This window comes from Marivita sp. (assembly GCF_051859345.1).
Classification (GTDB): Bacteria; Pseudomonadota; Alphaproteobacteria; order Rhodobacterales; family Rhodobacteraceae; genus Marivita.
This window is the reverse complement of record NZ_JBHYFV010000007.1, coordinates 15,060-36,046: the sequence shown is the minus strand read 5'-3', so window position 1 is coordinate 36,046 and position 20,987 is coordinate 15,060. Positions and strand designations below refer to the sequence as shown.

21 protein-coding genes and 1 tRNA gene are annotated in these 20,987 nt (G+C 58.0%); 21 read left to right on the top strand and 1 reads right to left on the bottom strand.

Annotated features, from left to right (window positions below):
* The first annotated feature begins 89 nt into the window (after positions 1–89).
* From ACTIEN_RS06770 to ACTIEN_RS06745, 6 genes are all read left to right on the top strand, one after another.
* Positions 90–773: an SURF1 family protein gene (locus ACTIEN_RS06770; RefSeq protein WP_439522360.1), complete on the top strand. Its 684-nt coding sequence runs from the start codon at positions 90–92 to the stop codon at positions 771–773.
* The gene (gene thrC, locus ACTIEN_RS06765) at positions 773–2,161 is read left to right on the top strand and encodes a threonine synthase (protein WP_439522359.1); all 1,389 of its coding nucleotides are present in this window, start codon (positions 773–775) and stop codon (positions 2,159–2,161) included. Before ACTIEN_RS06770 ends, thrC begins: the two co-directional genes overlap by 1 nt.
* Positions 2,158–3,420, top strand: coding sequence for a M16 family metallopeptidase (locus ACTIEN_RS06760; RefSeq protein WP_439522358.1), 1,263 nt, complete (start codon positions 2,158–2,160; stop codon positions 3,418–3,420). Before thrC ends, ACTIEN_RS06760 begins: the two co-directional genes overlap by 4 nt.
* Positions 3,420–4,004 carry a GNAT family N-acetyltransferase gene (locus tag ACTIEN_RS06755; protein WP_439522357.1) on the top strand — a complete coding sequence of 195 codons (585 nt, stop codon included), beginning with the start codon at positions 3,420–3,422 and terminating at the stop codon, positions 4,002–4,004. Before ACTIEN_RS06760 ends, ACTIEN_RS06755 begins: the two co-directional genes overlap by 1 nt.
* Positions 4,005–4,143: 139 nt before the next feature.
* Positions 4,144–4,980 carry an MBL fold metallo-hydrolase gene (locus tag ACTIEN_RS06750; RefSeq protein ID WP_439522356.1) on the top strand — a complete coding sequence of 279 codons (837 nt, stop codon included), beginning with the start codon at positions 4,144–4,146 and terminating at the stop codon, positions 4,978–4,980.
* 17 nt (positions 4,981–4,997) lie between these two features.
* Positions 4,998–6,419, top strand: a complete 1,422-nt coding sequence (locus ACTIEN_RS06745) for an FAD-binding oxidoreductase (RefSeq protein ID WP_439522355.1) — start codon at positions 4,998–5,000, stop codon at positions 6,417–6,419.
* Here the strand turns inward: ACTIEN_RS06745 and ACTIEN_RS06740 are convergent.
* Positions 6,411–7,220 carry a lytic transglycosylase domain-containing protein gene (locus ACTIEN_RS06740; RefSeq protein WP_439522354.1) on the bottom strand — a complete coding sequence of 270 codons (810 nt, stop codon included), beginning with the start codon at positions 7,218–7,220 and terminating at the stop codon, positions 6,411–6,413. The genes ACTIEN_RS06745 and ACTIEN_RS06740 overlap by 9 nt on opposite strands.
* A 358-nt stretch (positions 7,221–7,578) precedes the next feature.
* Here ACTIEN_RS06740 and ACTIEN_RS06735 point away from each other — a divergent pair, with 358 nt between their 5' ends.
* The 15 genes from ACTIEN_RS06735 (at position 7,579) to ACTIEN_RS06665 (ending at position 20,893) form a co-directional block, all read left to right on the top strand.
* The gene (locus ACTIEN_RS06735; RefSeq protein WP_439522353.1) at positions 7,579–7,764 is read left to right on the top strand and encodes a Flp family type IVb pilin; all 186 of its coding nucleotides are present in this window, start codon (positions 7,579–7,581) and stop codon (positions 7,762–7,764) included.
* Between the two features lie 80 nt (positions 7,765–7,844).
* Positions 7,845–8,033, top strand: a complete 189-nt coding sequence (locus ACTIEN_RS06730; RefSeq protein ID WP_439522352.1) for a Flp family type IVb pilin — start codon at positions 7,845–7,847, stop codon at positions 8,031–8,033.
* Between the two features lie 229 nt (positions 8,034–8,262).
* Positions 8,263–9,120, top strand: coding sequence for a Flp pilus assembly protein CpaB (gene cpaB, locus ACTIEN_RS06725; protein ID WP_439522351.1), 858 nt, complete (start codon positions 8,263–8,265; stop codon positions 9,118–9,120).
* A gap of 194 nt (positions 9,121–9,314) precedes the next feature.
* The gene (locus tag ACTIEN_RS06720; protein WP_439522350.1) at positions 9,315–10,736 is read left to right on the top strand and encodes a type II and III secretion system protein family protein; all 1,422 of its coding nucleotides are present in this window, start codon (positions 9,315–9,317) and stop codon (positions 10,734–10,736) included.
* 4 nt (positions 10,737–10,740) lie between these two features.
* The gene (locus ACTIEN_RS06715; RefSeq protein ID WP_439522349.1) at positions 10,741–11,397 is read left to right on the top strand and encodes an OmpA family protein; all 657 of its coding nucleotides are present in this window, start codon (positions 10,741–10,743) and stop codon (positions 11,395–11,397) included.
* Positions 11,398–11,590: 193 nt separating this feature from the next.
* A complete protein-coding gene (locus ACTIEN_RS06710) occupies positions 11,591–12,832 on the top strand; it encodes an AAA family ATPase (protein ID WP_439522348.1) in 1,242 nt (413 codons plus the stop codon).
* Positions 12,833–12,843: 11 nt separating this feature from the next.
* Entirely contained in the window at positions 12,844–14,286 is a 1,443-nt protein-coding gene (locus tag ACTIEN_RS06705; protein WP_439522347.1) for a CpaF family protein, read from the top strand.
* Positions 14,287–14,288: 2 nt separating this feature from the next.
* Positions 14,289–15,257, top strand: a complete 969-nt coding sequence (locus ACTIEN_RS06700) for a type II secretion system F family protein (RefSeq protein WP_439522346.1) — start codon at positions 14,289–14,291, stop codon at positions 15,255–15,257.
* A gap of 10 nt (positions 15,258–15,267) precedes the next feature.
* Positions 15,268–16,242, top strand: coding sequence for a type II secretion system F family protein (locus ACTIEN_RS06695; protein WP_439522345.1), 975 nt, complete (start codon positions 15,268–15,270; stop codon positions 16,240–16,242).
* Positions 16,243–16,246: 4 nt separating this feature from the next.
* Entirely contained in the window at positions 16,247–16,807 is a 561-nt protein-coding gene (locus ACTIEN_RS06690) for a tetratricopeptide repeat protein (RefSeq protein WP_439522344.1), read from the top strand.
* Between the two features lie 28 nt (positions 16,808–16,835).
* On the top strand, positions 16,836–17,696 hold the full coding sequence (locus ACTIEN_RS06685; protein ID WP_439522343.1) for a tetratricopeptide repeat protein: 861 nt from the start codon (positions 16,836–16,838) through the stop codon (positions 17,694–17,696).
* An 8-nt stretch (positions 17,697–17,704) separates the two neighbouring features.
* Positions 17,705–18,196, top strand: a complete 492-nt coding sequence (locus tag ACTIEN_RS06680) for a prepilin peptidase (protein WP_439522342.1) — start codon at positions 17,705–17,707, stop codon at positions 18,194–18,196.
* Positions 18,197–18,293: 97 nt separating this feature from the next.
* Positions 18,294–19,598, top strand: a complete 1,305-nt coding sequence (locus ACTIEN_RS06675; protein WP_439522341.1) for an ATPase — start codon at positions 18,294–18,296, stop codon at positions 19,596–19,598.
* A 136-nt stretch (positions 19,599–19,734) separates the two neighbouring features.
* Positions 19,735–19,811, top strand: a tRNA-Met gene (locus ACTIEN_RS06670).
* A gap of 134 nt (positions 19,812–19,945) precedes the next feature.
* Complete coding sequence (locus ACTIEN_RS06665) at positions 19,946–20,893, top strand: DMT family transporter (RefSeq protein WP_439522340.1); 948 nt, start codon at positions 19,946–19,948, stop codon at positions 20,891–20,893.
* The last annotated feature ends 94 nt before the right edge of the window (positions 20,894–20,987 follow it).

Genomic DNA, 20,987 nt, shown 5'->3' with positions numbered 1-20,987 from the left:
TTGGCGTTCCGGCTTGAACGGGACGCCTCTTCAAGGATAAAGCAAGGCGCGCCGGATCGGCGCGCCTTTGTCACTCCCAGGAGCCAGATTTGTCTCGTATCGCGATCCCCTTGCTGTTTGGTCTCATCGGTGCCGCCATCCTTGTCTGGCTGGGCACCTGGCAGATGCAGCGGCTGGACTGGAAGCGCGGAATCCTGACCGAGATCGAGACTCAGATTGTGGGCGACCCGGCCCCCCTGCCCGTCACCGGCGATCCGGACACCGACAAATATCAGCCCGTACGCTTGGTCGGTACGGTTGAACCGGACGAACTGTACGTTCTGGTCTCGCAGAAACGCATCGGCGCGGGATACCTCGTGATCTCTCCCTTCGTGACCGACGACGGGCGCCGCATCCTTCTGGATCGCGGGTTCATCCCTGTCGAAGCCCGCACCACATCGCGCAGCGCAGGCCCCGTCAAGGTGACAGGCAACCTGCACTGGCCGGATGACCGCACCTCGTCGACACCCGAGAATGACATCACCGGAAACACCTGGTTCGCCCGCGACATTGACGCGATGGCCGAAGTGCTAAACACCGAACCTCTGCTGGTGATTGCCCGCAACATGTCGCCACCTGATCCCGGTGTGACACCCCTGCCAGTGGACACGAGCGGCATTCCGAACGATCACCTCCAATACGCTATCACCTGGTATTCGCTGGCCGTCGTTTGGTTGGTGATGACCGCCACCTTTTTATGGCGGCAAAGCAAAGGCAAGGAAGGCACGGCCTGATGCAGTACATCTCGACCCGAGGCAAAGCCCCGGCGCTTGGATTTGAAGACACGATGCTTTCGGGACTGGCCCGTGACGGCGGACTGTATGTGCCCGAAACGATCCCGACCCTGTCAGCCGACGACATTCGCGCGATGCATGGTCTGTCTTATGAAGAGATCGCCTTTCGTGTCATGCGCCCGTTTATCGGTGACGCCTTCACCGACGAGGTGTTCGCCGATCTGATCGCCAAGGCCTATGCCAATTTCGGACACGGTGCGCGCGCGCCGCTGGTGCAACTGGGGTCAGGGCATTTCCTGCTGGAACTGTTTCATGGCCCCACGCTGGCGTTCAAAGACTTTGCCATGCAGCTGATTGGGCAGATGTTTCAAGAAGCCCTGACGCGGCGCGGCGACCGTGTCACCATCGTTGGCGCGACCTCTGGTGACACCGGGTCCGCCGCGATCGAGGCCTTCCGGGGGCTGGATGCAGTGGATGTGTTCATCCTTTATCCGCATGGCCGCGTGTCCGACGTGCAGCGTCGCCAGATGACGACTCCGGTTGAATCGAATGTCCACGCGCTGGCGCTGGATGGCGATTTTGACGATTGCCAGGCGCGGCTCAAGGACATGTTCAACGATTTCGACTTCCGCGACGGGGTGAAACTCGCCGGGGTGAACTCGATCAACTGGGGCCGCGTTCTGGCGCAGGTGGTCTATTATTTCTCGTCCGCCGTTTCGCTGGGCGCGCCCGACCGCACCGTCAGCTTTACCGTGCCCACCGGCAATTTCGGCGACATTTTCGCAGGCTACATCGCCAAGCGGATGGGCCTGCCGATCGACCGGCTGGTGGTGGCGACGAACCAGAACGACATCCTGCACCGCTGCCTGTCCACGGGCGGATATGTCACCGACAGCGTCACGCCGTCGATAAGCCCGTCGATGGACATTCAGGTGTCCTCGAATTTTGAACGCGCGCTGTTTGATGCCTACAACCGCGATGGAAATGCCGTCAGCCAGTTGATGAACGAACTGAAGGCCGGTGGATTCCACGTCAGTCAGGGTGCGATGCAGACCTTGCGCGACCAGTATGACAGCGGCCGTGTCAGTGAAGGCGAAACGCTCTCCATGATCGCTCATGCGCACCAACATATGGGTGAGCTGCTCTGCCCCCACTCTGCCATCGGCGTGGCCGTGGCAGAAGCGCAGCGTGACCCCAACGTGCCGATGATCACATTGGCCACGGCACATCCCGCAAAATTCCCCGATGCCGTCGAAAAGGCCAGCGGCCTGCGCCCGCCTTTGCCCGACCGCATGGCCGACCTCTTTGATCGCGAAGAACGCTTTACCCGCGTTCCCAACGACCTCACGCATCTTGAAACGCTAATACAGGATCGGATCGCCTCTTGACCGTTCAAACCACCACACTCCCCAACGGATTCCGTATCGTCACCGAACACATGCCCGGCCTCGAAAGCGCCGCCATCGGGATCTGGATCACCGCTGGTGGCCGCCACGAGCGCCCGGAACAGAACGGCATTGCCCATTTCCTGGAGCACATGGCCTTCAAGGGCACCGCGACACGCAGCGCCTTGCAGATCGCCGAGGCGATCGAAGACGTGGGCGGCTATATCAACGCCTACACCTCGCGCGAAGTGACCGCCTATTACGCGCGGGTGCTGCGCAACGATTCCGGTCTGGCGCTTGACGTGATTGCGGACATCCTGCGCAACCCGGTGTTTGATCCCAAGGAAATCGAGGTCGAACGCCATGTGATCCTGCAGGAAATCGGTCAGGCGGCAGATACGCCGGACGACATCATCTTCGACTGGTTGCAGGAAAGCGCGTACCCGGATCAGGCTCTGGGTCGCACCATCCTTGGCGAGACCGACCGGGTGTCGCGATATTCCAAAGAGGATCTGGCGACCTTTGTGACCGAACATTATGGGCCCGATCAGATGATTCTGGCGGCTGCGGGTGCGATAGATCACGAGACCGTCGTCAAACAGGCCGAACGTCTTTTCGGGGACATGGTTTCACGTCCATCACGGGTTGCAGACGCCGCACGGTTCAAGGGGGGCGAAAGCCGTCAGGTCAAGGATCTGGAGCAGGCCCATATCGCGCTGGCGTTTGAATCACCGGGCTACCGCGACCCGAACTTCTATGCCGCGCAGGTCTATTCGGTTGCTCTGGGTGGCGGCATGTCGAGCCGCCTGTTTCAGGAAATCCGCGAAAAACGCGGGTTGTGCTATACGATCTTTGCCCAGACAGGCGCCTATTCAGACACCGGCATGACCACGATCTACGCGGGCACCAGCGGCGAAGAGATCAAGGATCTGACCAACCTGACCATCGACGAGATGAAACGTGCTGCAGACGACATGTCGCCCGCCGAGGTGGCCCGCGCCCGTGCGCAGATGAAAGCCGGTCTGCTCATGGGGCTGGAAAGCCCGTCATCGCGCACCGAACGCCTTGCCCGGATGATCCAGATCTGGGGAGAGGTTCCGTCGCTCGAAGACACCGTGTCACGCATCGACAGCGTGACAACCGGCGATGTACGGGCGTTTGGAGAACAGCTGGTGCGCGAAGCCCCTGCTGCGCTGGCGCTGTATGGGCCGGTCGGGACGGCACCCGATCTAAGCGCCCTGTCGCAACGACGCGTTGCCTGATGCTCAGTCTGCGGCGCAAGCTTCGGCTCGATACCGAACGCATGGTCTTGCGCCCGCCGATGCACAGCGATTTCAACCCATGGAGCGCGCTGCGCCGTGACAGCGAAGCGTTCCTAGCCAAATGGGAACCCAGCTGGGCCGAAGATCATCTGAGCCGCCGGGCCTTTACCAACCGCGTCTACTGGGCCAATCGCGCCATCGGCAATGGATCGGCGGTGCCCCTGTTCCTGCTGCGCCGAAGTGACGACATGCTGCTTGGTGCGATCACGCTCGACAACATCCGGCGCGGACCGGCACAGGCCGGAACGCTGGGATACTGGATTGGTGAGCCGTTTGCGCGCAACGGATACATGCGCGAGGCGATTGATGCCGTTGTGCATCATGCCTTTGATCGCCTTGACCTCAGTCGGGTCGAAGCGGCCTGCCTGCCCGAGAACAAGGCGTCCCGCGGATTGCTGGAGAAGGCGGGGTTCAAGTACGAAGGTGTTGCACAGAGCTACCTGCAGATCGACGGGCGGTGGCGGACCCATGTTCTTTACGCGTCGCTTCGATCAGATCGCCGTGGGCGCACCGATGTCGGTTAGGGCCAAGGTCTTTGCAAAGACCTTTGTCACGCGGTTTGGAAACCGCGTAAGAAGCGCGGTCGAAAGCGCTTGCCCGGCTGCAAGCTTTCACTAGACCGGCCTTGACGCTGCGCTATCTTCCACGTCAGGAGGTATCGCGATGCGTTTCATTTCACTCTGGATGGCGCTGGCCATCATGATCATGGGGTATGCCGCGATGGCGCAGGACACCCGCCGCCCCAGTCATTGCCTTGCCATTGCTGAATCAACACCCGGTGCCGCTTTTGTCCAGAAAGCGTCATGGACCAATCCGGTGCCGCAGTATTCCGTGCGGATCAATTACCTCGCCCACGCGACCTTTCTGCTTCAGACACCCGGAGGTCTGAACGTTGCCACGGATTATACCGGATTTCTGGGCAACACCCGGATGATCCCGGATGTAGTCACGATGAACCACGCCCATGACACGCACTGGACTGCGAATCCCGATCCGGCAATCACGCATGTCCTGCCCGGATGGGGCCCCTTCGGCGAAGGCATCGACCATTATGTCGATGTGGGCGAAATGCTGATCCGCAACGTGTCGACCGATATCAGGTCGCAGTTTGGCGGGCGGGAGGACAATGGCAATTCGATTTTCATCTACGAGGTCGAAGGCCTGTGCATCGGTCATCTGGGCCACCTGCATCACGAACCGAATGACCAGCAATACGCGGCTATCGGACGGCTTGATGTGGTTATGGTGCCGGTCGATGGCGGCTATACCCTCCCGCGCGAGATGATGGTGCGCATCGTGGATCGGCTGCGCTCGAGCGTGGTGATTCCGATGCACTGGTTCTCGGGATTTGCGCTTGAGGCGTTTCTTGAGGAAGTGCAGGACAGCTTTGTCATTGACCGGCGCGACACGTCTTTTCTCGAGATCTCATTGCGCGATCTTCCGTCCCGTCCTACGGTGGTTGTCCTGCGTCCTGAATGGTTGCGGGACGCACAGGACTAACCCACTCGGAGACACCCATGCCACGCGATTCGGCGGATAGCGGATTCATCGATTCCCTGTCGCAACATTTTCCTGCGGACATGTTTTCCCGCGCTGAACAATCCTATCTCGAAGAGCCGCGGGGCCGGTTCAAGGGCGCGCATGGCTTCGTCGCACGTCCCCGCAGCACCCAAGAGGTCGTGGCGCTGGTCAAGGCCTGTAGCGCATCCGGGGTCGGGATTGTGCCCTATGCTGGCGGCACCGGTCTTGTCGGTGGCCAGATCGCGCCAGACGGCGAAGCGGAAACGCCGCTGATCCTGTCGCTGGAGCGGATGACGGAAATCCGCGCAGTGTATCCGCAGGAAAACGTGCTGATCGCGGATGCCGGTGTGATCCTTGCGAATATTCAGGACGCTGCGGCCGAGGTGGATCGGCTGTTTCCGCTGTCTCTCGCCTCGGAAGGGTCTGCGCGGATTGGCGGGCTCTTGGCCACCAACGCTGGCGGCGTGAACGTCTTGCGTTATGGCAATTCCCGCGATCTTTGTCTTGGACTTGAAGTGGTCATGCCGGATGGATCCGTGTGGAACGGGCTCAAGAGACTGCGCAAGGACAACACCGGGTACGATCTGCGTAACCTGATGATCGGATCAGAAGGGACGCTTGGCGTGATCACAGCGGCGTCGCTCAAACTGTTTCCACGCCCGGCGGCGACGGGAACGGCCGTATTTGTGATCCGCGATGCAGAAGCCGCGCTTGAACTGTTGTCGCTGGCCAAGTCGCAGCTTGGCGAAAGCATCAGCGCCTTTGAACTGATGCACCGCACCGGTTTGGACTTTCTGTCAAAAACCTTGCCCGAAGTGCGCAAGCCCTTTGGCGACCACCACCCGGAGTGGATGATCCTGATGGATATCGGCCTGCCCAAAGGCCTTGATCCAACCGAGGCGCTCGAGACCCTGTTCATGGCAGCCGAGGCCGAGGGGGTGTGTTCAGACGCCGTGATTGCACAATCCGAAGGGCAGCGGAATGACTTCTGGTCGGTGCGCGAACATATCCCCGAAGCGAACCGCCGGATCGGCGCAGTGTCGAGCCATGACGTGTCAGTGCCGCTTGGGGAGTTGCCGAGTTTCATCACACGCGTGCGTCAGGCCATCGCGCAGGTCGGGGATTTCCGGATCAACTGTTTTGGCCATGTCGGCGACGGCAATCTGCACTTCAACGTGTTCCCGCCAGAAGGCCAGTCGCGCGACCTGTTCCTTGACGACACCAAACAGATCAAGCGGCTTGTCCATGATATCGCGGTAGACCTTGGTGGAACGTTCAGCGCCGAACATGGCGTCGGGCGTGCCAAGAAAGCCGATCTGGCACGTTATGGCGATCCAACCAAGCTGGCCGCGATGCGGGCGATCAAGGACGCGCTTGATCCGAAGGGCATCATGAATCCTGGTGCCGTTCTATCGTGACGCCACGCGAAACACGCATCCGTCTGTGACAAGCTGCGGCGGCGTGAGGCACAGGCCTTTCGCCGTCTGAAACGCTTGCAGCACCTTTGGCACATAGGCGCGGGTTTCGGCGTAGTCGGGGACGCCGTTGTTCTTGACGACGGCGTTTTCGCCAGCATTGTATCCTGCAAGGACAAGGATCACGTCGTTGTCGAACTTCTGCATCAGGAAATCGAGGAAGGCGACACCCCCCTTGATGTTCTGTGAAGGCGCGAAACTGTCCGCGACGCCAAACCGTTCTGCTGTTGCGGGCATGAGTTGCATCAGCCCTTGCGCCCCGACCGAGCTTTGCGCATCAACCCGGCCAGCGGATTCAACCGCAATCACCGCCAAGGCGAGGGCGGGCGACACGCGTGTGCCCACCGTATGAATCAGGATATCGCGCCCGTGGTGTTCCGCGATGTTCTGAAGGTCCTGAAGGCGCGGAGCAGCGATCCCCTGCCCCGAAGGCGGGTTCGACAGGCGCACAAGGGCTGGCTCCAATCGCCCCGGACCTTGCGCGTCCATGGACGGAGAGACATCATTCCAGAACCACGCCAGCGTTTCGCCACCGGGCGCGCGGGGTTGCCCCGTCGGGCGGGCGGGTGCTGCGGCGATCTTTGGGGCCTGCGGCGCGATCTGCACATTGATCCGCTTCTTCGCACTGGAGGATGGCGGTTTTACCCGCTTTGCAGAGAACTCCGGGAACGGGGGCGGCTCTGCCCAAGCAATGCTCATGCAAAGAGACATGGCAAGACCTGCCATGGCGATCAGTCGTTTCATATGCAGGCTCCTGCTCGATGCCCGTTTTATTGCTTGTAAGTATTGCACAATCCTGACGGCAAGGCCATTTCGTTTCGAAAATCACGTCAATCCTGTGGAGCCTGTGCCCGAAAACCTGGCTGCCAGATTAAAAATTTACGAATTAATCATTTTTATATTGTTTGTTTTCATATGCTTAGCCATTTTTCGTTTACTTTTTTGTCTGGCTGCAAAATCGGACCAATGCTGTCAAACTGCTGCCCCAATCCGACGACTATAACAGGTCATCCAAGACGGGATGGAGCGAAAGAGAGAGCGCTCAACACAAAGTCCCGAGCTTGGCGAACGTGAGCAAAAATCTAGGACTATGGAGATCAACATGATCAATTTCATCACAAACTTCCGCAAAGACGAAGACGGCGCCGTAACAGTTGACTGGGTCGTTCTGACCGCTGCTGTTGTGGGTCTTGCAATCGCTGCCTATGGCGCGATCCAGGGCAACACATCCGACGTTCTGGCCGCAACTGGTACAGCGGTTCTGGGTGCGTCTGACTACCTGAACTAAGTCAGGTCGCCTTACAAACCTGCAAGAAGGAAGGCGCGTTTTTCGCGCCTTCTTTTTTCTCCCTTACGTGGTGCCTCGTTTTGACAAAGTTGTTTGGACGTTTTGTAAAAAGTGAACGTGGCGCAATCACCGTTGATTGGGTTGTGATTACCGCAACCGCCATTGGCCTCGCAATTGGGGGCCTGTCGATGTTTCAGAGCAACGTCACCACGGTGTCTTCTGCCACGGGCGACAGTCTGGAAGACTACAACAACGACATGGACTGGTAAGCCAGAGCGGCAACGTCCATCCAGACAGGTCTTCCCGGCGATCCGAACCCCGGCTTCAGGCGTGCGACAGCGCGCCTTTGTTGTTTTCACCAGACCCTTTCACACGTCTTAACTCCTCAGTTTCGCCACAAAGTCCCCAACAGGCGGACACATTGACCGGCTAGGTCCGAACACTGAACCATGTTTCCGCACGCAACAATTGCATCATCGAAACATGTAAGGAGGCAAAATGCGCATCGTTTTTGGACTTGTCCTTATTGCTGGCCTGGCTTTGGCCGGTTTTGCGGTCTACATGGCCCAAAATTACATCGGCGCTTACCAGACTGCGCTTGAACAGGAACGCAACAAGGCCACGGACAGTGTTCCCGTTCAGCAGATCTACGTTGCCAAGCGGGCGATTGATTACGGCGAACCGGTCACAGCCGAAGACATGGCGTTGATGCCGTGGCCAAAGCAGTCGCTGCCCGAACAGTTCTATGATGAGGCCACACCGGTGAACGCCGAAGGGGCCAAGCCGCGCGTTGCCTTGCGCCCTATCGAAAAGAACGAGGCGTTCATGGCGGTCAAGCTGAGCGATCCGGGTGCGGATGCGGGCCTGACATCGCGGCTCGAACGCGGTCAGCGTGCGTTCGCCATCAAGGTTGACGTGGCTTCGGGTGTGTCAGGCTTCCTGCGCCCCAGCGACCGGGTTGATGTGTACTGGACCGGCCGGGTCAGAAGCAACGATGCCAACGCCCCGGTTGGCGACGTGACCAAACTGATCGAGACCGGCGTCAAGCTTATCGCGATTGACCAGACATCCCAGACACAGACCGCCGCAACCACAATTGCACGCACCGTGACCGTTGCCGCAAGCCCGCAACAGGTTGCCGCGCTGGCACAGGCACAGTCGACCGGCCGTCTGTCACTGTCGCTCATGGGACGCAATGACGACACCGTTGCAGAGGTGATTGAGGTCGACCAGCGGTCGCTCTTGGGTCTTGAGGAACGTCAAGTGATGGAAACGCCAACAGCTGCAGAGGTTTGCAGCATCCGGACCCGCAAAGGCGGCGAAGTGGTTGAGATGCCCATCCCTTGTACGAATTGACCTTTGCGCCACCTGATCTGGTGACGTAACGACAATCAGCGAAAAAAGAGGCGCAGCATTATGTTGCGCCTTATCCACATGAAGCGCACCTCTGAAATCATTGATTCTTGCAATAAATCACGACTTGACGCAGGTTGGTCGCAATATCGGGCGAAAAGACCCATATCTGAGGCGTGATCGGAAAGGCAGGTCACATGTATACGAGCAGTCCACTCAAGGCCGCCCTATTGGGTGCGGTTCTTGCCATTTCTCCGATGGCGCATACGGCATTTGCTGAAACGCTGCGCGTCATCCGGACAAATACTGAATCTACCCTGAGCGTTCCGATGAACCGCGCGGTGGTTGTGGAAAGCGAAGTTCCCTTTGCAGAACTGAGCATCGCAAACCCGTCAATTGCAGATATCTCATCGCTTTCAGACAGAACCATTTACGTCCTCGGCAAAACTCCGGGCACGACAACCCTGACCATTCTCGATGGGAACGGTCAATTGATCACAAATGTCGATGTTCGGGTTGCACCGGACCTGAGCGAATTCAAGGAACGGCTTCGCCAAATCCTTCCGGACGAGAAAATCGAAGTCCGTACTGCGAATGACGGCATTGTTCTTTCCGGAACGGTGTCCAGCACCCAGCGCATGCAACGGGCGCTTGACCTCGCGACACGCTATGCGCCGGAACGGGTGTCCAACCTGATGTCGGTGGGGGGTGTGCAGCAGGTGATGCTGAAAGTCCGCTTTGCCGAGATGCAACGCTCTGTGTCAAAATCACTGCAAGCGTCGCTGGCGACGGGGGGATCTGTTCTTGACGGCGACCTCGGGCTTGAAATCGGCACTGGCAACGCCGCGCCTGCGGCTGCGGTTGACAGCGTTGCCGACAAGCTTGGGGCTTCTGCATCGTCGCAGGGCGCAATCCTTTTCGGATTCAACGCTGGCGGGCTCGAAGTGGGTATCCTTCTGGAAGCGCTTGAATCCAAAGGGGTTGTGCGCACTCTGGCAGAACCCAACCTGACATCCCTGTCAGGCCAGGAAGCAAAATTCCTGGCAGGTGGCGAATACCCGGTTCCGATCTCGCAGGACAACGGCACCATCGCGGTCGAGTTCAAACCGTTTGGTGTGGAGTTGAACTTTATTCCGCGAGTTCTGGATGACAATTTGATCAATCTCGAACTTCAGGCGGCCGTGTCGTCGATCGACCCCAACAGTGGAATCGACGTCGGCGCGATCCGGATTGATGGCTTCAGACGCCGCGAGACAAGCACAACGGTCGAATTGCGGGACGGTGAAAGCTTTGCGATTGCCGGTCTCTTGCAGGATGACTTCCGCGATCTGAACAGCCAGGTTCCCTGGCTTGGCGATATTCCGGTGCTTGGTGCCTTGTTCAGAAGCGCCGAATACCAGCGCGAGCAGTCAGAGCTGGTGATCATCGTCACTCCACATCTCGTGACACCGACACGCGGCGAAGCGCTTGCCTTGCCAACTGACCGTGTTCGTCCACCAACCGAAAAAGACCTGTTCCTCTTTGGACGCGTCGCCAACGACTCGCGCAATCTGCGCGGTGCTGCGGGTGAAGTGGCCAAACAGGACTTCAACGGTTCCTATGGCTATGTGATGGATTGAGGCGATGGCAGTTCAAATAAACCTCCGCATTCCCGCAGCAATAACCGGTTTGGCCATTCTGGCAGCATGTGGCAGCGACCCTGTCTACAGTGCCTTCAACCGCGAGGCCGGGGCACTGGTGGACACCGGAAATTTCGGCAACGCCACCATGAACAACACGCAGATCATGAATGGCGAAAAGCGCTATACCTATGATTTGTCTCAACGATTTGCCAGCGAAGTGATGACGACCGTCAACTTTGCGTTCAACAGTGCGGTGCTTGACAGCGGCGCGCGGGATACGTTGCGCGAACAGGCAAACTGGATCCGCCAATTCCCGGAAATTCACTTCCGGGTTTACGGCCACACGGATGCGGTTGGCAGCGAGGCGTATAACAAGCGTCTGGGTCTCAACCGGGCCCACGCGGTTGTGAACTTCCTCGCGTCCCAAGGGATCAGCAAGTCGCGGCTCGAGGCGGTTGTCTCATTTGGTGAGACGCAGCCGTTGATCGTGACCGAAGGCCGCGAACGCCGCAACCGGCGCACCGTGACCGAAGTTTCGGGCTTTGTCAGCTCGCATCCCACTGTGATGGATGGCAAATACGCGGAAATCATCTACCGCGAGTACATCAACAGTGCTGTTCCCCCGACCACATTGACGGGCATCCAAAGGTCTGAATAAAGGCAGAGCCCCGTCAGGGGCTTCGCCATCGGCCTGAAATACCGTACAATTTTGGTAATTCGGCCCCAATGTTGCCAAGTTTTCCACCGATCTTCTGACTGTAGCAGTCCTTCCCGAGCGACTCGGGATTGACGTGTGTGATGTGTGCAGAACGCAATTCATGCGCGTCGTGAAGTTAGAGGAAACGAGGCACATGACGAGTACCCTTCCAAGCACCCCGGAGCCGGCACCGCTTGTCGCGTGTACGATCAGTCGGGATGTTCAGGAATTCGACCTCCTGATCGAAGACATGGAAGCTGTTCTGGGTGAAGCCTGGGGCGATCTTGGTTTTGACGAGGCCATGCACTTCTTCTCGCAGAATGAAGGCGAGGATCTGGAGTTTGTTGCTTTGGCGATGGACGCCGAAGATGAAGCCAATGTTGACCACCTGTCTTCGATCATCGCGGCCGCAAAGGCCCGAAAAATCAAAGTCGTTCTGATCGCGCATGATGTGACGCCGTCGGCCTTGCATCATCTGCTGCGTCAGGGTGCGGATGAATTTGTTCCCTACCCTCTTCCTGAAGGCGAGCTTGAATCGGCCATCGAACGGATGCGCAGACCGGAAGCGCCACAAGTCTCGGCGGCCAAAGACCCGTCTGGTGTCAAGCTGTCGCAAGATGGCGATGGCGTGATCATCGCGGTGCAAGGCATGGCTGGAGGGTGTGGTGCAAGCACCTTTGCAACCAACCTTGCATGGGAACTGGCAACAGTCAGCAAGGACAACGCTCCGCGTGTCTGCATCATGGATCTTGGGCTGCAATTCGGCGCCGTGTCCACATATCTGGATGTGCCGCGCCGCGAAGCTGTGCTTGAGCTTTTGTCTGACATTGAATCAATGGATCAGGAAAGCTTTGGTCAGGCACTTGTGACGTTTGAAGAAAAACTTCAGGTCTTCACCTCGCCTGCTGATCTTCCCCCGTTGGACATTATCGGCCAGACCGAAGTGCAGGCCTTGCTTGACACTGCCGCGCGTCACTTTGATTTTGTGGTTGTGGATATGCCGCCCAGCCTTGTTCAGTGGTCGGAAACCGTTCTTTACGCCGCGCAGGTCTATTTCGGCATCATCGAGCTCGACATGCGTTCGGCGCAGAACACGTTCCGGCTCAAGCGGGCGTTGCAGGCAGAGGATCTGCCTTTCGACAAAATCCGTTTCGTTCTGAACCGCGCACCCAAGTTTACAGATCTTCAGGGCAAGAGCCGCCTGAAACGGATGCAGGAAAGCCTTGATATATCGGTAGATCTTCATCTGCCGGACGGTGGCCGCGCAGTTGCGGAGGCTGGCGACCATGGTCAGCCGCTTGCCTTGCAGCAGCCGAGAAATCCGCTTCGCAAGGAAATCGCCAAACTGGCGCAGTCGCTCTACGAAGTCGGCCGCTCTGATGCTGAAGCCGCTTAAGGAGGACAGACATGTTTTCGCGCTACAAGAAGACGGCTGATGAACCGGTCATCGCGACCAAGGCCATTGCCCCCAAGGCAGAGGCTGCCGCAAATTCACCTGGGCCTGCAAAAGCCTTGCGACGGGTTCTACCGCAAAAGGCCGCCGTTGCGGAATCGGCGGATCGGGACAAGAAACGCAAGGAACGATTGAGCGAAATCAAGCTTGAACTGCACCGTGCGCTTCTGGACAACCTGAACCTGGCGGCGCTGGATAAAGCGACCGAAAACGAGCTGAAAGACGAAATCAGCTCGATCACAGCCGAAAGCCTTCAGGAAAAGGGCATGGTGCTGAACCGCGAAGAACGGGGGGCCCTGAACCAGGAACTGTATGACGAGGTCAAGGGCCTCGGGCCGCTGGAAACGCTTCTGAAAGACGAAACCGTCAGCGATATTCTGGTCAATGGGCCACATCAAATCTTTGTGGAACGTGAAGGCAAGCTGCAAATCAGCGATGTGACCTTCAAGGACGAAAAGCACCTGATGCGGATCATCGACAAGATCGTGTCCGCCGTTGGTCGTCGTGTCGATGAATCCAACCCCTACGTTGACGCCCGTTTGCAGGACGGCTCGCGTTTCAACGCGATGGTCCCGCCGATTGCGGTAGATGGTTCGCTTGTCTCGATTCGTAAGTTCAAGACCGACAAGTTGAGCATTGACGACCTGGTCAACTTTGGCGCCTTCACCGAAGAGATGGCCGTGTACCTGCAGGCGGCGGTTGCCACCCGTCTGAATGTGATCGTTTCTGGCGGTACTGGTTCGGGCAAGACGACTACGCTGAACGCCTTGTCCTCTTTCATCGACGACGCGGAACGCATCCTGACAATCGAGGATACGGCGGAACTTCAGTTGCAACAGAGCCATGTGGGCCGAATGGAAAGCCGTCCCGCCAACGTTGAAGGCAAGGGCGCAGTCAGCCCGCGGGACTGTCTGAAGAACGCGCTGCGGATGCGTCCTGACCGGATCATCGTCGGGGAAACGCGTGGCGAAGAAGTGATCGACATGCTTCAGGCGATGAACACCGGCCACGACGGGTCGATGACCACGATCCACGCCAACAGCGCGCGGGACGGTGTCAGCCGTCTTGAGAACATGATCGCGATGGCCGGGATCGAGATGCCGCTCAAGGCGATGCGATCCCAGATTTCCTCGGCTGTGAACCTGATCGTGCAGGCCTCGCGCCTTCAGGACGGGTCGCGTCGCATGACCTCGATCACGGAAATCACCGGGATGGAAGGTGACGTCATCTCGATGCAGGAAATCTTCCGCTTCCAACGCGTCGGCCTGACCCCGGAAAACAAGATCATCGGGCATTTCACCGCGACGGGCGTTCGGTCCAACTTTTCGGAACGCTTCAAGATGTGGGGCTATGATTTGCCGCCATCGATTTATGAACCCTTCAACGGGAACCACTGATTATGACACTTAGCGCAGAACCGATTGTCTACGGGCTTATCTTCATTGCCGTTCTGGTGCTTGTCGAAGGCGTGTACCTTGTCGCATTCGGCAAATCGATCAGTCTGAACAAACGCGTCAACCGCCGGCTTGAGATGCTCGACAAGGGCTCCAAGCGCGACGAAGTGCTGGCAAAACTCCGCAAGGAGATGGACCAGCACATGTCGTCGCGGGGTTTGCCGCTTTATTCGATCCTTGCCGACCGGGCGCAAAAAGCCGCCATCGCCTTTACACCCAGGCAACTGATCATGGTCATGATCGGCGTGAGCATCGTCGCCTTTGTCGGTCTGACCGTCGGCACCGAAGCCGGGCTTGCCGTGCGGGTTGTGATGGGCGTTGCCATGGGTGTCGGGGGTGTCTTTTTCTGGATCAGCACCAAGGCCAACAAGCGCGTCAGCATGATCGAAGAACAGCTTCCGGATGCTGTGGAACTGATGGTGCGGTCTTTGCGTGTCGGTCATCCCTTTTCCTCCGCCATTTCCATTGTCTCGAAAGAGATCAAGGATCCGCTGGCGACCGAATTCGGCATCATTGCCGATGAATCCAGCTATGGCCGCGATATTGGTGAAGCTTTGAAAGCCATGGCGGAACGTCTTGATATGCAGGATTTGCGCTTTCTTGCGGTGGCCGTTTCGATTCAGCAGCAGTCAGGTGGTAACCTTGCGGAAATCCTCGAAGGTCTGGCAAAGGTCATCCGTGCGCGGTTCCGGTTGTTTCGCCGGGTCAAGGCCATCACCGCCGAAGCGCAATGGTCAGGCAAATTCCTGTCCGGCTTTCCTGTTGGCGCGCTGATCGTCATTCAGTTGACCGATCCGCACTACTATGACGAAGTGATCGAACACCCGTGGTTCATCCCGGCGTGTTTTGTTGTCGGCGCTTTCCTGATCGTCAACCTCATCGTCATGCGCGCCCTTGTGAACATCAAAGTCTGAGGTCCGGAACATGCAAGCCTTCAACCAATTCGCATACAACCTTCTGGGCCCAGCCGGACCGATGATCATCATCGCCAGTCTTGGATTGCTTTTGCTGGTTCTTGCCATCCCGATGTTCTTCCTGTCGCGGTCCAACCCGATGGACCGGTTGCAGAACACATCGGGCCGCAAGAGCATTGATGCAGAAACCCGTGCGGTCCTGCGCGACAGACGGAAGAATGAAAAGCTCAACAAATACGCGCAGTTCCTGGAACCACAGGATGCCAAGGAACTGTCTGATGTCCGGATGAAGCTTCTTCAGGCCGGGTATCGGACCAAAGACGCGGTGCAGCTTTACTATTTTGCACAATTCGCTCTGGGCATCGGCGGTCTGATCCTGGGCGTGGGCTATTTCATGCTGGTCATGGACCCGTCCCAGGCAACCACACAGCAAACCGTCATGTATACGCTTGGGCCTGGCGCCGCCGGCTACTATTTCCCGAAATACTGGATCACCAAACGGGTCCAGACCCGTCAGGAAGAGATTGAGAGCGGGTTTCCGGACAGTCTCGATATGATGCTGGTCTGTGTCGAAGCGGGACAGTCGATGGATCAGGCCATTGTCCGCGTCAGCACAGAACTGCGCGCCTCCTATCCAAGCCTTGCTGACGAATTCGAACTTGTCAGCCATGAAATGAAGGCGGGCAAGGACAAGTCTGCAGTGCTGAATGACATGGGCGAACGCTGCGGCGTGCAGGATGTGATGTCCTTTGTGACCGTTCTCAACCAAAGCCAAAGTTTCGGTACACCGATTTCGGACGCGCTTCGGGTCTATGCGGCAGAAATGCGCGACAAACGGGTGATGCGGGCCGAAGAGAAGGCAAACAAGTTGCCAACGAAAATGACTTTGACCACAATGATGCTTACGGTGCCACCGCTGTTGATCATTCTCGTGGGTCCATCTGCGATCGGCATTCAGAAACTGGGTGAAATGGGGGGACCGTAACCCTATGAGGCTAGGCCGAATTTGGGCCTTGGTGATCGCTTTCGGATTGGCCGCCTGTGGACCGGGCGGCTTTTCCGCGTCTGATGACGGGGTGTTTGCCCCCAGCGTGGACCCCAGGGGTGCTTCCGTGGATCAGTTGACGGTTGGCCATCGCCTGATGGCGGCTGGGGAATATGAACTTGCGCTCAGTTCGTTTCAACTGGCCGCTGCGGAAAGCGGTCTGACACCCGAAGTTGTATCGTCGCTTGGGTCCGTAAACCTGGCCCTCGGGCGGCTCAACCAGGCAGAAGAGCTTCTGCGACGCGCCGTCAAGGACGACCCCGAGAGCCCGGATGCATGGAACAATCTGGGTGTTGTGCTGATTGAAAAGGGCGAAACGGCCGAAGCCGCACAGGTTTTCCGCCGGGCCTTTGCGCTTGATAATGGCGAAAGTGTTGCAATTCGCGATAATCTTCGCTTGGCACTCGCAAAAATGGAAAATTCGCAGTATGATGCGGAAATAGAACAAGAATACAAACTTGTGCGGCGCGGCAGCAGTGACTTCTTAATCCGTCCGACACAATAACGAGGCAGAGCAGTAAAAGGACGCAAAAATGCGCCATCCCTTTATCTTGACCCTGTGTTTTACGGGGGCGTTTGTGCTTGCTGGATGCGAGCAAGGCATTGATACCGAAGCGGTTGACCGGGAATTTCAGGGGGTCAACGTGATTGACGGGACCAACCTGAACGAAGTGATGTTGTCGGTCTCGGATCCCAACGAGGCCGTGTCGTATTTCCAACGCGCAAGCAGCGCCAATCCGGAAAGGATTGATCTTTTGCGCGGGCTTGCCGCGTCGCTGATCCGCGCCAAACGCAACACCGAAGGTGTCGCAGCCTGGGCGCGCGTTGTGGAAAACGAGGAATCCTCAAATGGCGACCGGGTTGAACTCGCCGATGCGCTGATCCGCAACAACGAATGGGAACGTGCGGAAACCGTGCTCAATGCCATTCCCCCCACCCATGAAACCTTCAAGCGCTACCGCCTCGAAGCGATGATCGCCGACAGCAACAAGAAGTGGGACAAGGCGGACAGCTTTTACGAAACGGCTGTTGGTCTGACGACGACACCCGCATCGGTGATGAACAACTGGGGGTTCTCCAAGTTGAGCCGGGGCGATTATTCCGGGGCGGAACGCCTGTTCACCCAAGCCATCCAGAACGACAAAGACCTGTTTACGGCCAAGAACAACCTTGTTCTCGCGCGTGGGGCCCAGGGCAATTACGTCCTGCCGGTCGTGCCCATGACACAAATCGAACGGGCCCAGTTGTTGCATTCGATGGGTCTGTCTGCGGTCAAACGGGGTGATGTCGTCACCGGCCAAGGGTTGATGCGCGAAGCCATCGAAACCCATCCCCAGCATTTCGAAGCCGCCTCACGGAGCCTGAAGGCGCTTGAGTCCAACGTCGTGAACTGAGCGGTCTGATGGATATCTCGGCTTACGCGGCACTGGTTTTCTTGCCGTTTGTGCTCCCCATCTGTGTTTATGTAGCGTTCTCGGACATGCGCGACATGCGCATTCCGAACCAGATCGTGGTGCTATTGTTCGTCGTGTTTGCTGTTGTCGGCCTGATCGCCCTGCCCTTTGACGCCTATGCATGGCGCTACCTGCATCTGCTGGTGGTCCTGGTCGCCGGGGTCGCCTTGAACGCGGGCGGCGTCATGGGCGCAGGTGATGCAAAGTTCGCAGCAGCAGCCGCACCTTTCATTCATGTGGGCGATTTGCGGTTTCTCATGGCATTGTTCGCAGCCAATCTTCTGGCCGCGTTCGTGGCCCACCGCATCGGCAAGCACACAGGGCTTCGCAAGATTGCACCACATTGGAAAAGCTGGACAAATCCCAAATTTCCGATGGGCCTGGCGTTGGGCGGCACGCTTGCTCTTTATCTGGCATTAGGGGTTTGGTACGGTCGGTAAAGTGCCAACAACCCGTCCAGCCTAAGCCCTCGTGTTGCCACAATGCCCTGACAGGTTCAGACCGACAAGATTTGGCTGAACCGATCCGGGGCTACTGATGAACATGCAACCCAGCGCCGTCATGGCGCCTCCTCCGCCCAAGCGCATGGAAGACATGCAGCTGCAACCGGTCATGATGCGGGACATCCTGCTCAAGACGATCTTCCGCAAGAACGTGTCAACCGCCACCGCAATTGCCCAAAGCATTTGCTTGCCGGTTCCGATCACGCAGGAACTGATCGATTACGCACGCGGTCAATTGCTGCTTGAAGCAACCGGCACGCTGAATGCGAACAACGGCTCTGAAATGGGCTACCAGTTGACCGACGCCGGCAAGGCGCGTGCGCTCGACGCCTTGGCCCAGTCTGAATATTACGGCGCAATGCCGGTGCCTCTGGCTGTCTATTCCGAACAGATCAAACGTCAGTCGATCCGCAACATCCATATCTCGCGACAGCAACTGACCGATGCGATGGGTCACCTGATCCTGCCGGCGGACCTTCTGGGCAATCTTGGCCCGGCGGTTGGCGCTGGACGGTCGATCCTGATGTATGGCCCTCCCGGCAACGGGAAATCGTCCATCTCGAATGGTATCCGCGATGCGATGGGGGACAAGATCTATATCCCGCACGCGATCGAATATGCCGGTCAGGTCATCACGGTCTATGACCCGATTGTGCACAGCGCAGCCGAAGGCGCGGCAAGTTCGTCAGGGTTGCGTCTGACCAACCGGTTCGACACCCGATATGTGCTCTGCGCACGGCCAACGGTGGTGACGGGGGGTGAATTGTCGCTCGACATGCTGGACCTTGTCTACAACCCGACCGCCCGAACCTATCAGGCGCCGCTTCAGCTTAAATCCACCGGTGGCATCTTCATCGTGGACGACCTTGGCCGTCAGGCAGAACCGCCTCAAAAGCTGGTCAACCGCTGGATTGTCCCGCTTGAAGAGTCGCGCGATATTCTGGCCCTGCAATCGGGCGAAAAATTCGAGGTGCCCTTCGACACTCTGGTGATCTTTTCGACCAACTTCCACCCGAACGAGATCTTCGATCAGGCGGCCTTGCGCCGGATCTTTTTCAAGATCAAGATCGACGGGCCGGATCAACAGAACTTCCTGAAGATTTTCTCGATGGTGGCGAAGAAAAAGAAGATGCAACTGTGCGAGAAGTCGCTGATTCATCTCCTGAAAACCAAGTACCCGACAATCCAGAATATCTACGCGAACTATCAGCCCGTGTTTCTGATCGACCAGATGATTGCCGTCTGCGATTTCGAAGGCTGGCCTTACAAGATGACCCCGGAATTGATCGACCGCGCTTGGGCAAACATGTTCGTGAAAGACGAAATAATCGTCAAGTAATCCCAAGACACAGATTCATGCGGGCGCTGGATTGCTGGACACACCACCGTGTCCAGTGCACAAAAAATTAGGGCCATGAAAACACATGATTTGCCCTTGACGCCACGCAGAGTCGCCCGTACTCACGCGTCGGTCCGGCGCGGTAGCTCAGTTGGTTAGAGCGAACGACTCATAATCGTTAGGTCGGGGGTTCGAGTCCCCCCCACGCCACCATTAACCTCCATCACCTGCCTGTTTCGGTGCCTGTCGGCGCGGACGGTCATCATTGGCTCATTCCAATGGACCGCATTCGGACAAATGTCAGAAAAAAGATAGACCTGCGCCGGTTGCCATCCTATGCGGGACACATGACCAGCGCCACTTCTGCCACCCCGTCCACCGACCGCATCCTTGCCGGTGTCGTCCTGATGCTTGGGTTCTGCGTGACAGCGCCGCTGCTGGATGTCGCGGCGAAACTGGCATCACAAAGCATTCCGGTGGGACAGATCACTGCCGCACGCTTTGTCGTGCAATGTGCGCTGATGGCGCCGTTTGTCTGGATCATGGGGTTGTCGTTGCGGGTGCCACGGGGGCTGTGGTCGGCGCTGCTGTTTCGCGCGCTGCTTCTGTTTGTCTCGACCTTCTGTTTCATCGCCGCGATCAGCGTCATGCCTCTGGCGGATGCGCTGGCGATTGTCTTTGTGGCCCCGTTCATCGTGCTCTTGGTGGGCAAGTTCTATCTGGGCGAAGATGTCGGCCCGCGGCGCGTCGGGGCGGCAATGGTGGGCTTTGTAGGTGTCTTGTGCGTGATCCAGCCCAGCTTTGCCGCCTTTGGCGCCGTCGCGCTGTTTCCGCTGGGGACGGCCGTCGGTTTCGCGTTCTATATCCTTGTGACACGCGGCCTGTCGCGGCGTGTACATCCCGTAACCCTGCAATTTCACACCGGCCTGATCGCAAGCCTGCTCTGCCTGCCCGTGATACTGCTGGCTCAAGGCACGGGATCCGAACTGCTCGATCCGGTTTGGCCTACGGGCATCGTGTGGCTTTGGTTGTTCGGGGTCGGATTCTTTGCAACGATCAGTCACATGATGATGACCTACGCGCTGTCGCTGGCCCCTTCGGCCACGCTGGCACCGCTGCAATACCTTGAACTTCCGGTGGCAACCTTGCTGGGGTATCTGGTGTTCCACGACTTCCCCAACGCGCTGACCCTAACCGGAATTGCCATTATCATTGGTGCAGGTCTTTACATGATCCACCGCGAACGGGTCACCGCCCGCCAGCTGATCACCGAACGCGCCGCCCCACCGATCTGAGGAGGCGTGCTGTCAGAAGACGTGTCTGCGGTGGCGCGCCAGATTTACCGTCTGCTCTAAGGCCGTCAGCCGTTTACGCGCAATCGGGTGCTGC

What these genes read in the sequence shown, in the direction of transcription:
- ACTIEN_RS06710 (WP_439522348.1), top strand. Translation starts at nt 11,591, where the DNA reads ATGACGAGTACCCTTCCAAGCACCCCGGAGCCGGCACCGCTTGTCGCG.
- ACTIEN_RS06715 (WP_439522349.1), top strand. Translation starts at nt 10,741, where the DNA reads ATGGCAGTTCAAATAAACCTCCGCATTCCCGCAGCAATAACCGGTTTG.
- ACTIEN_RS06705 (WP_439522347.1), top strand. Translation starts at nt 12,844, where the DNA reads ATGTTTTCGCGCTACAAGAAGACGGCTGATGAACCGGTCATCGCGACC.
- ACTIEN_RS06680 (WP_439522342.1), top strand. Translation starts at nt 17,705, where the DNA reads ATGGATATCTCGGCTTACGCGGCACTGGTTTTCTTGCCGTTTGTGCTC.
- ACTIEN_RS06735 (WP_439522353.1), top strand. Translation starts at nt 7,579, where the DNA reads ATGATCAATTTCATCACAAACTTCCGCAAAGACGAAGACGGCGCCGTA.
- ACTIEN_RS06690 (WP_439522344.1), top strand. Translation starts at nt 16,247, where the DNA reads ATGAGGCTAGGCCGAATTTGGGCCTTGGTGATCGCTTTCGGATTGGCC.
- ACTIEN_RS06755 (WP_439522357.1), top strand. Translation starts at nt 3,420, where the DNA reads ATGCTCAGTCTGCGGCGCAAGCTTCGGCTCGATACCGAACGCATGGTC.
- ACTIEN_RS06750 (WP_439522356.1), top strand. Translation starts at nt 4,144, where the DNA reads ATGCGTTTCATTTCACTCTGGATGGCGCTGGCCATCATGATCATGGGG.
- ACTIEN_RS06675 (WP_439522341.1), top strand. Translation starts at nt 18,294, where the DNA reads ATGAACATGCAACCCAGCGCCGTCATGGCGCCTCCTCCGCCCAAGCGC.
- ACTIEN_RS06740 (WP_439522354.1), bottom strand. Translation starts at nt 7,220, where the DNA reads ATGAAACGACTGATCGCCATGGCAGGTCTTGCCATGTCTCTTTGCATG.
- ACTIEN_RS06745 (WP_439522355.1), top strand. Translation starts at nt 4,998, where the DNA reads ATGCCACGCGATTCGGCGGATAGCGGATTCATCGATTCCCTGTCGCAA.
- thrC (WP_439522359.1), top strand. Translation starts at nt 773, where the DNA reads ATGCAGTACATCTCGACCCGAGGCAAAGCCCCGGCGCTTGGATTTGAA.
- ACTIEN_RS06720 (WP_439522350.1), top strand. Translation starts at nt 9,315, where the DNA reads ATGTATACGAGCAGTCCACTCAAGGCCGCCCTATTGGGTGCGGTTCTT.
- ACTIEN_RS06695 (WP_439522345.1), top strand. Translation starts at nt 15,268, where the DNA reads ATGCAAGCCTTCAACCAATTCGCATACAACCTTCTGGGCCCAGCCGGA.
- ACTIEN_RS06685 (WP_439522343.1), top strand. Translation starts at nt 16,836, where the DNA reads ATGCGCCATCCCTTTATCTTGACCCTGTGTTTTACGGGGGCGTTTGTG.
- ACTIEN_RS06665 (WP_439522340.1), top strand. Translation starts at nt 19,946, where the DNA reads ATGACCAGCGCCACTTCTGCCACCCCGTCCACCGACCGCATCCTTGCC.
- cpaB (WP_439522351.1), top strand. Translation starts at nt 8,263, where the DNA reads ATGCGCATCGTTTTTGGACTTGTCCTTATTGCTGGCCTGGCTTTGGCC.
- ACTIEN_RS06700 (WP_439522346.1), top strand. Translation starts at nt 14,289, where the DNA reads ATGACACTTAGCGCAGAACCGATTGTCTACGGGCTTATCTTCATTGCC.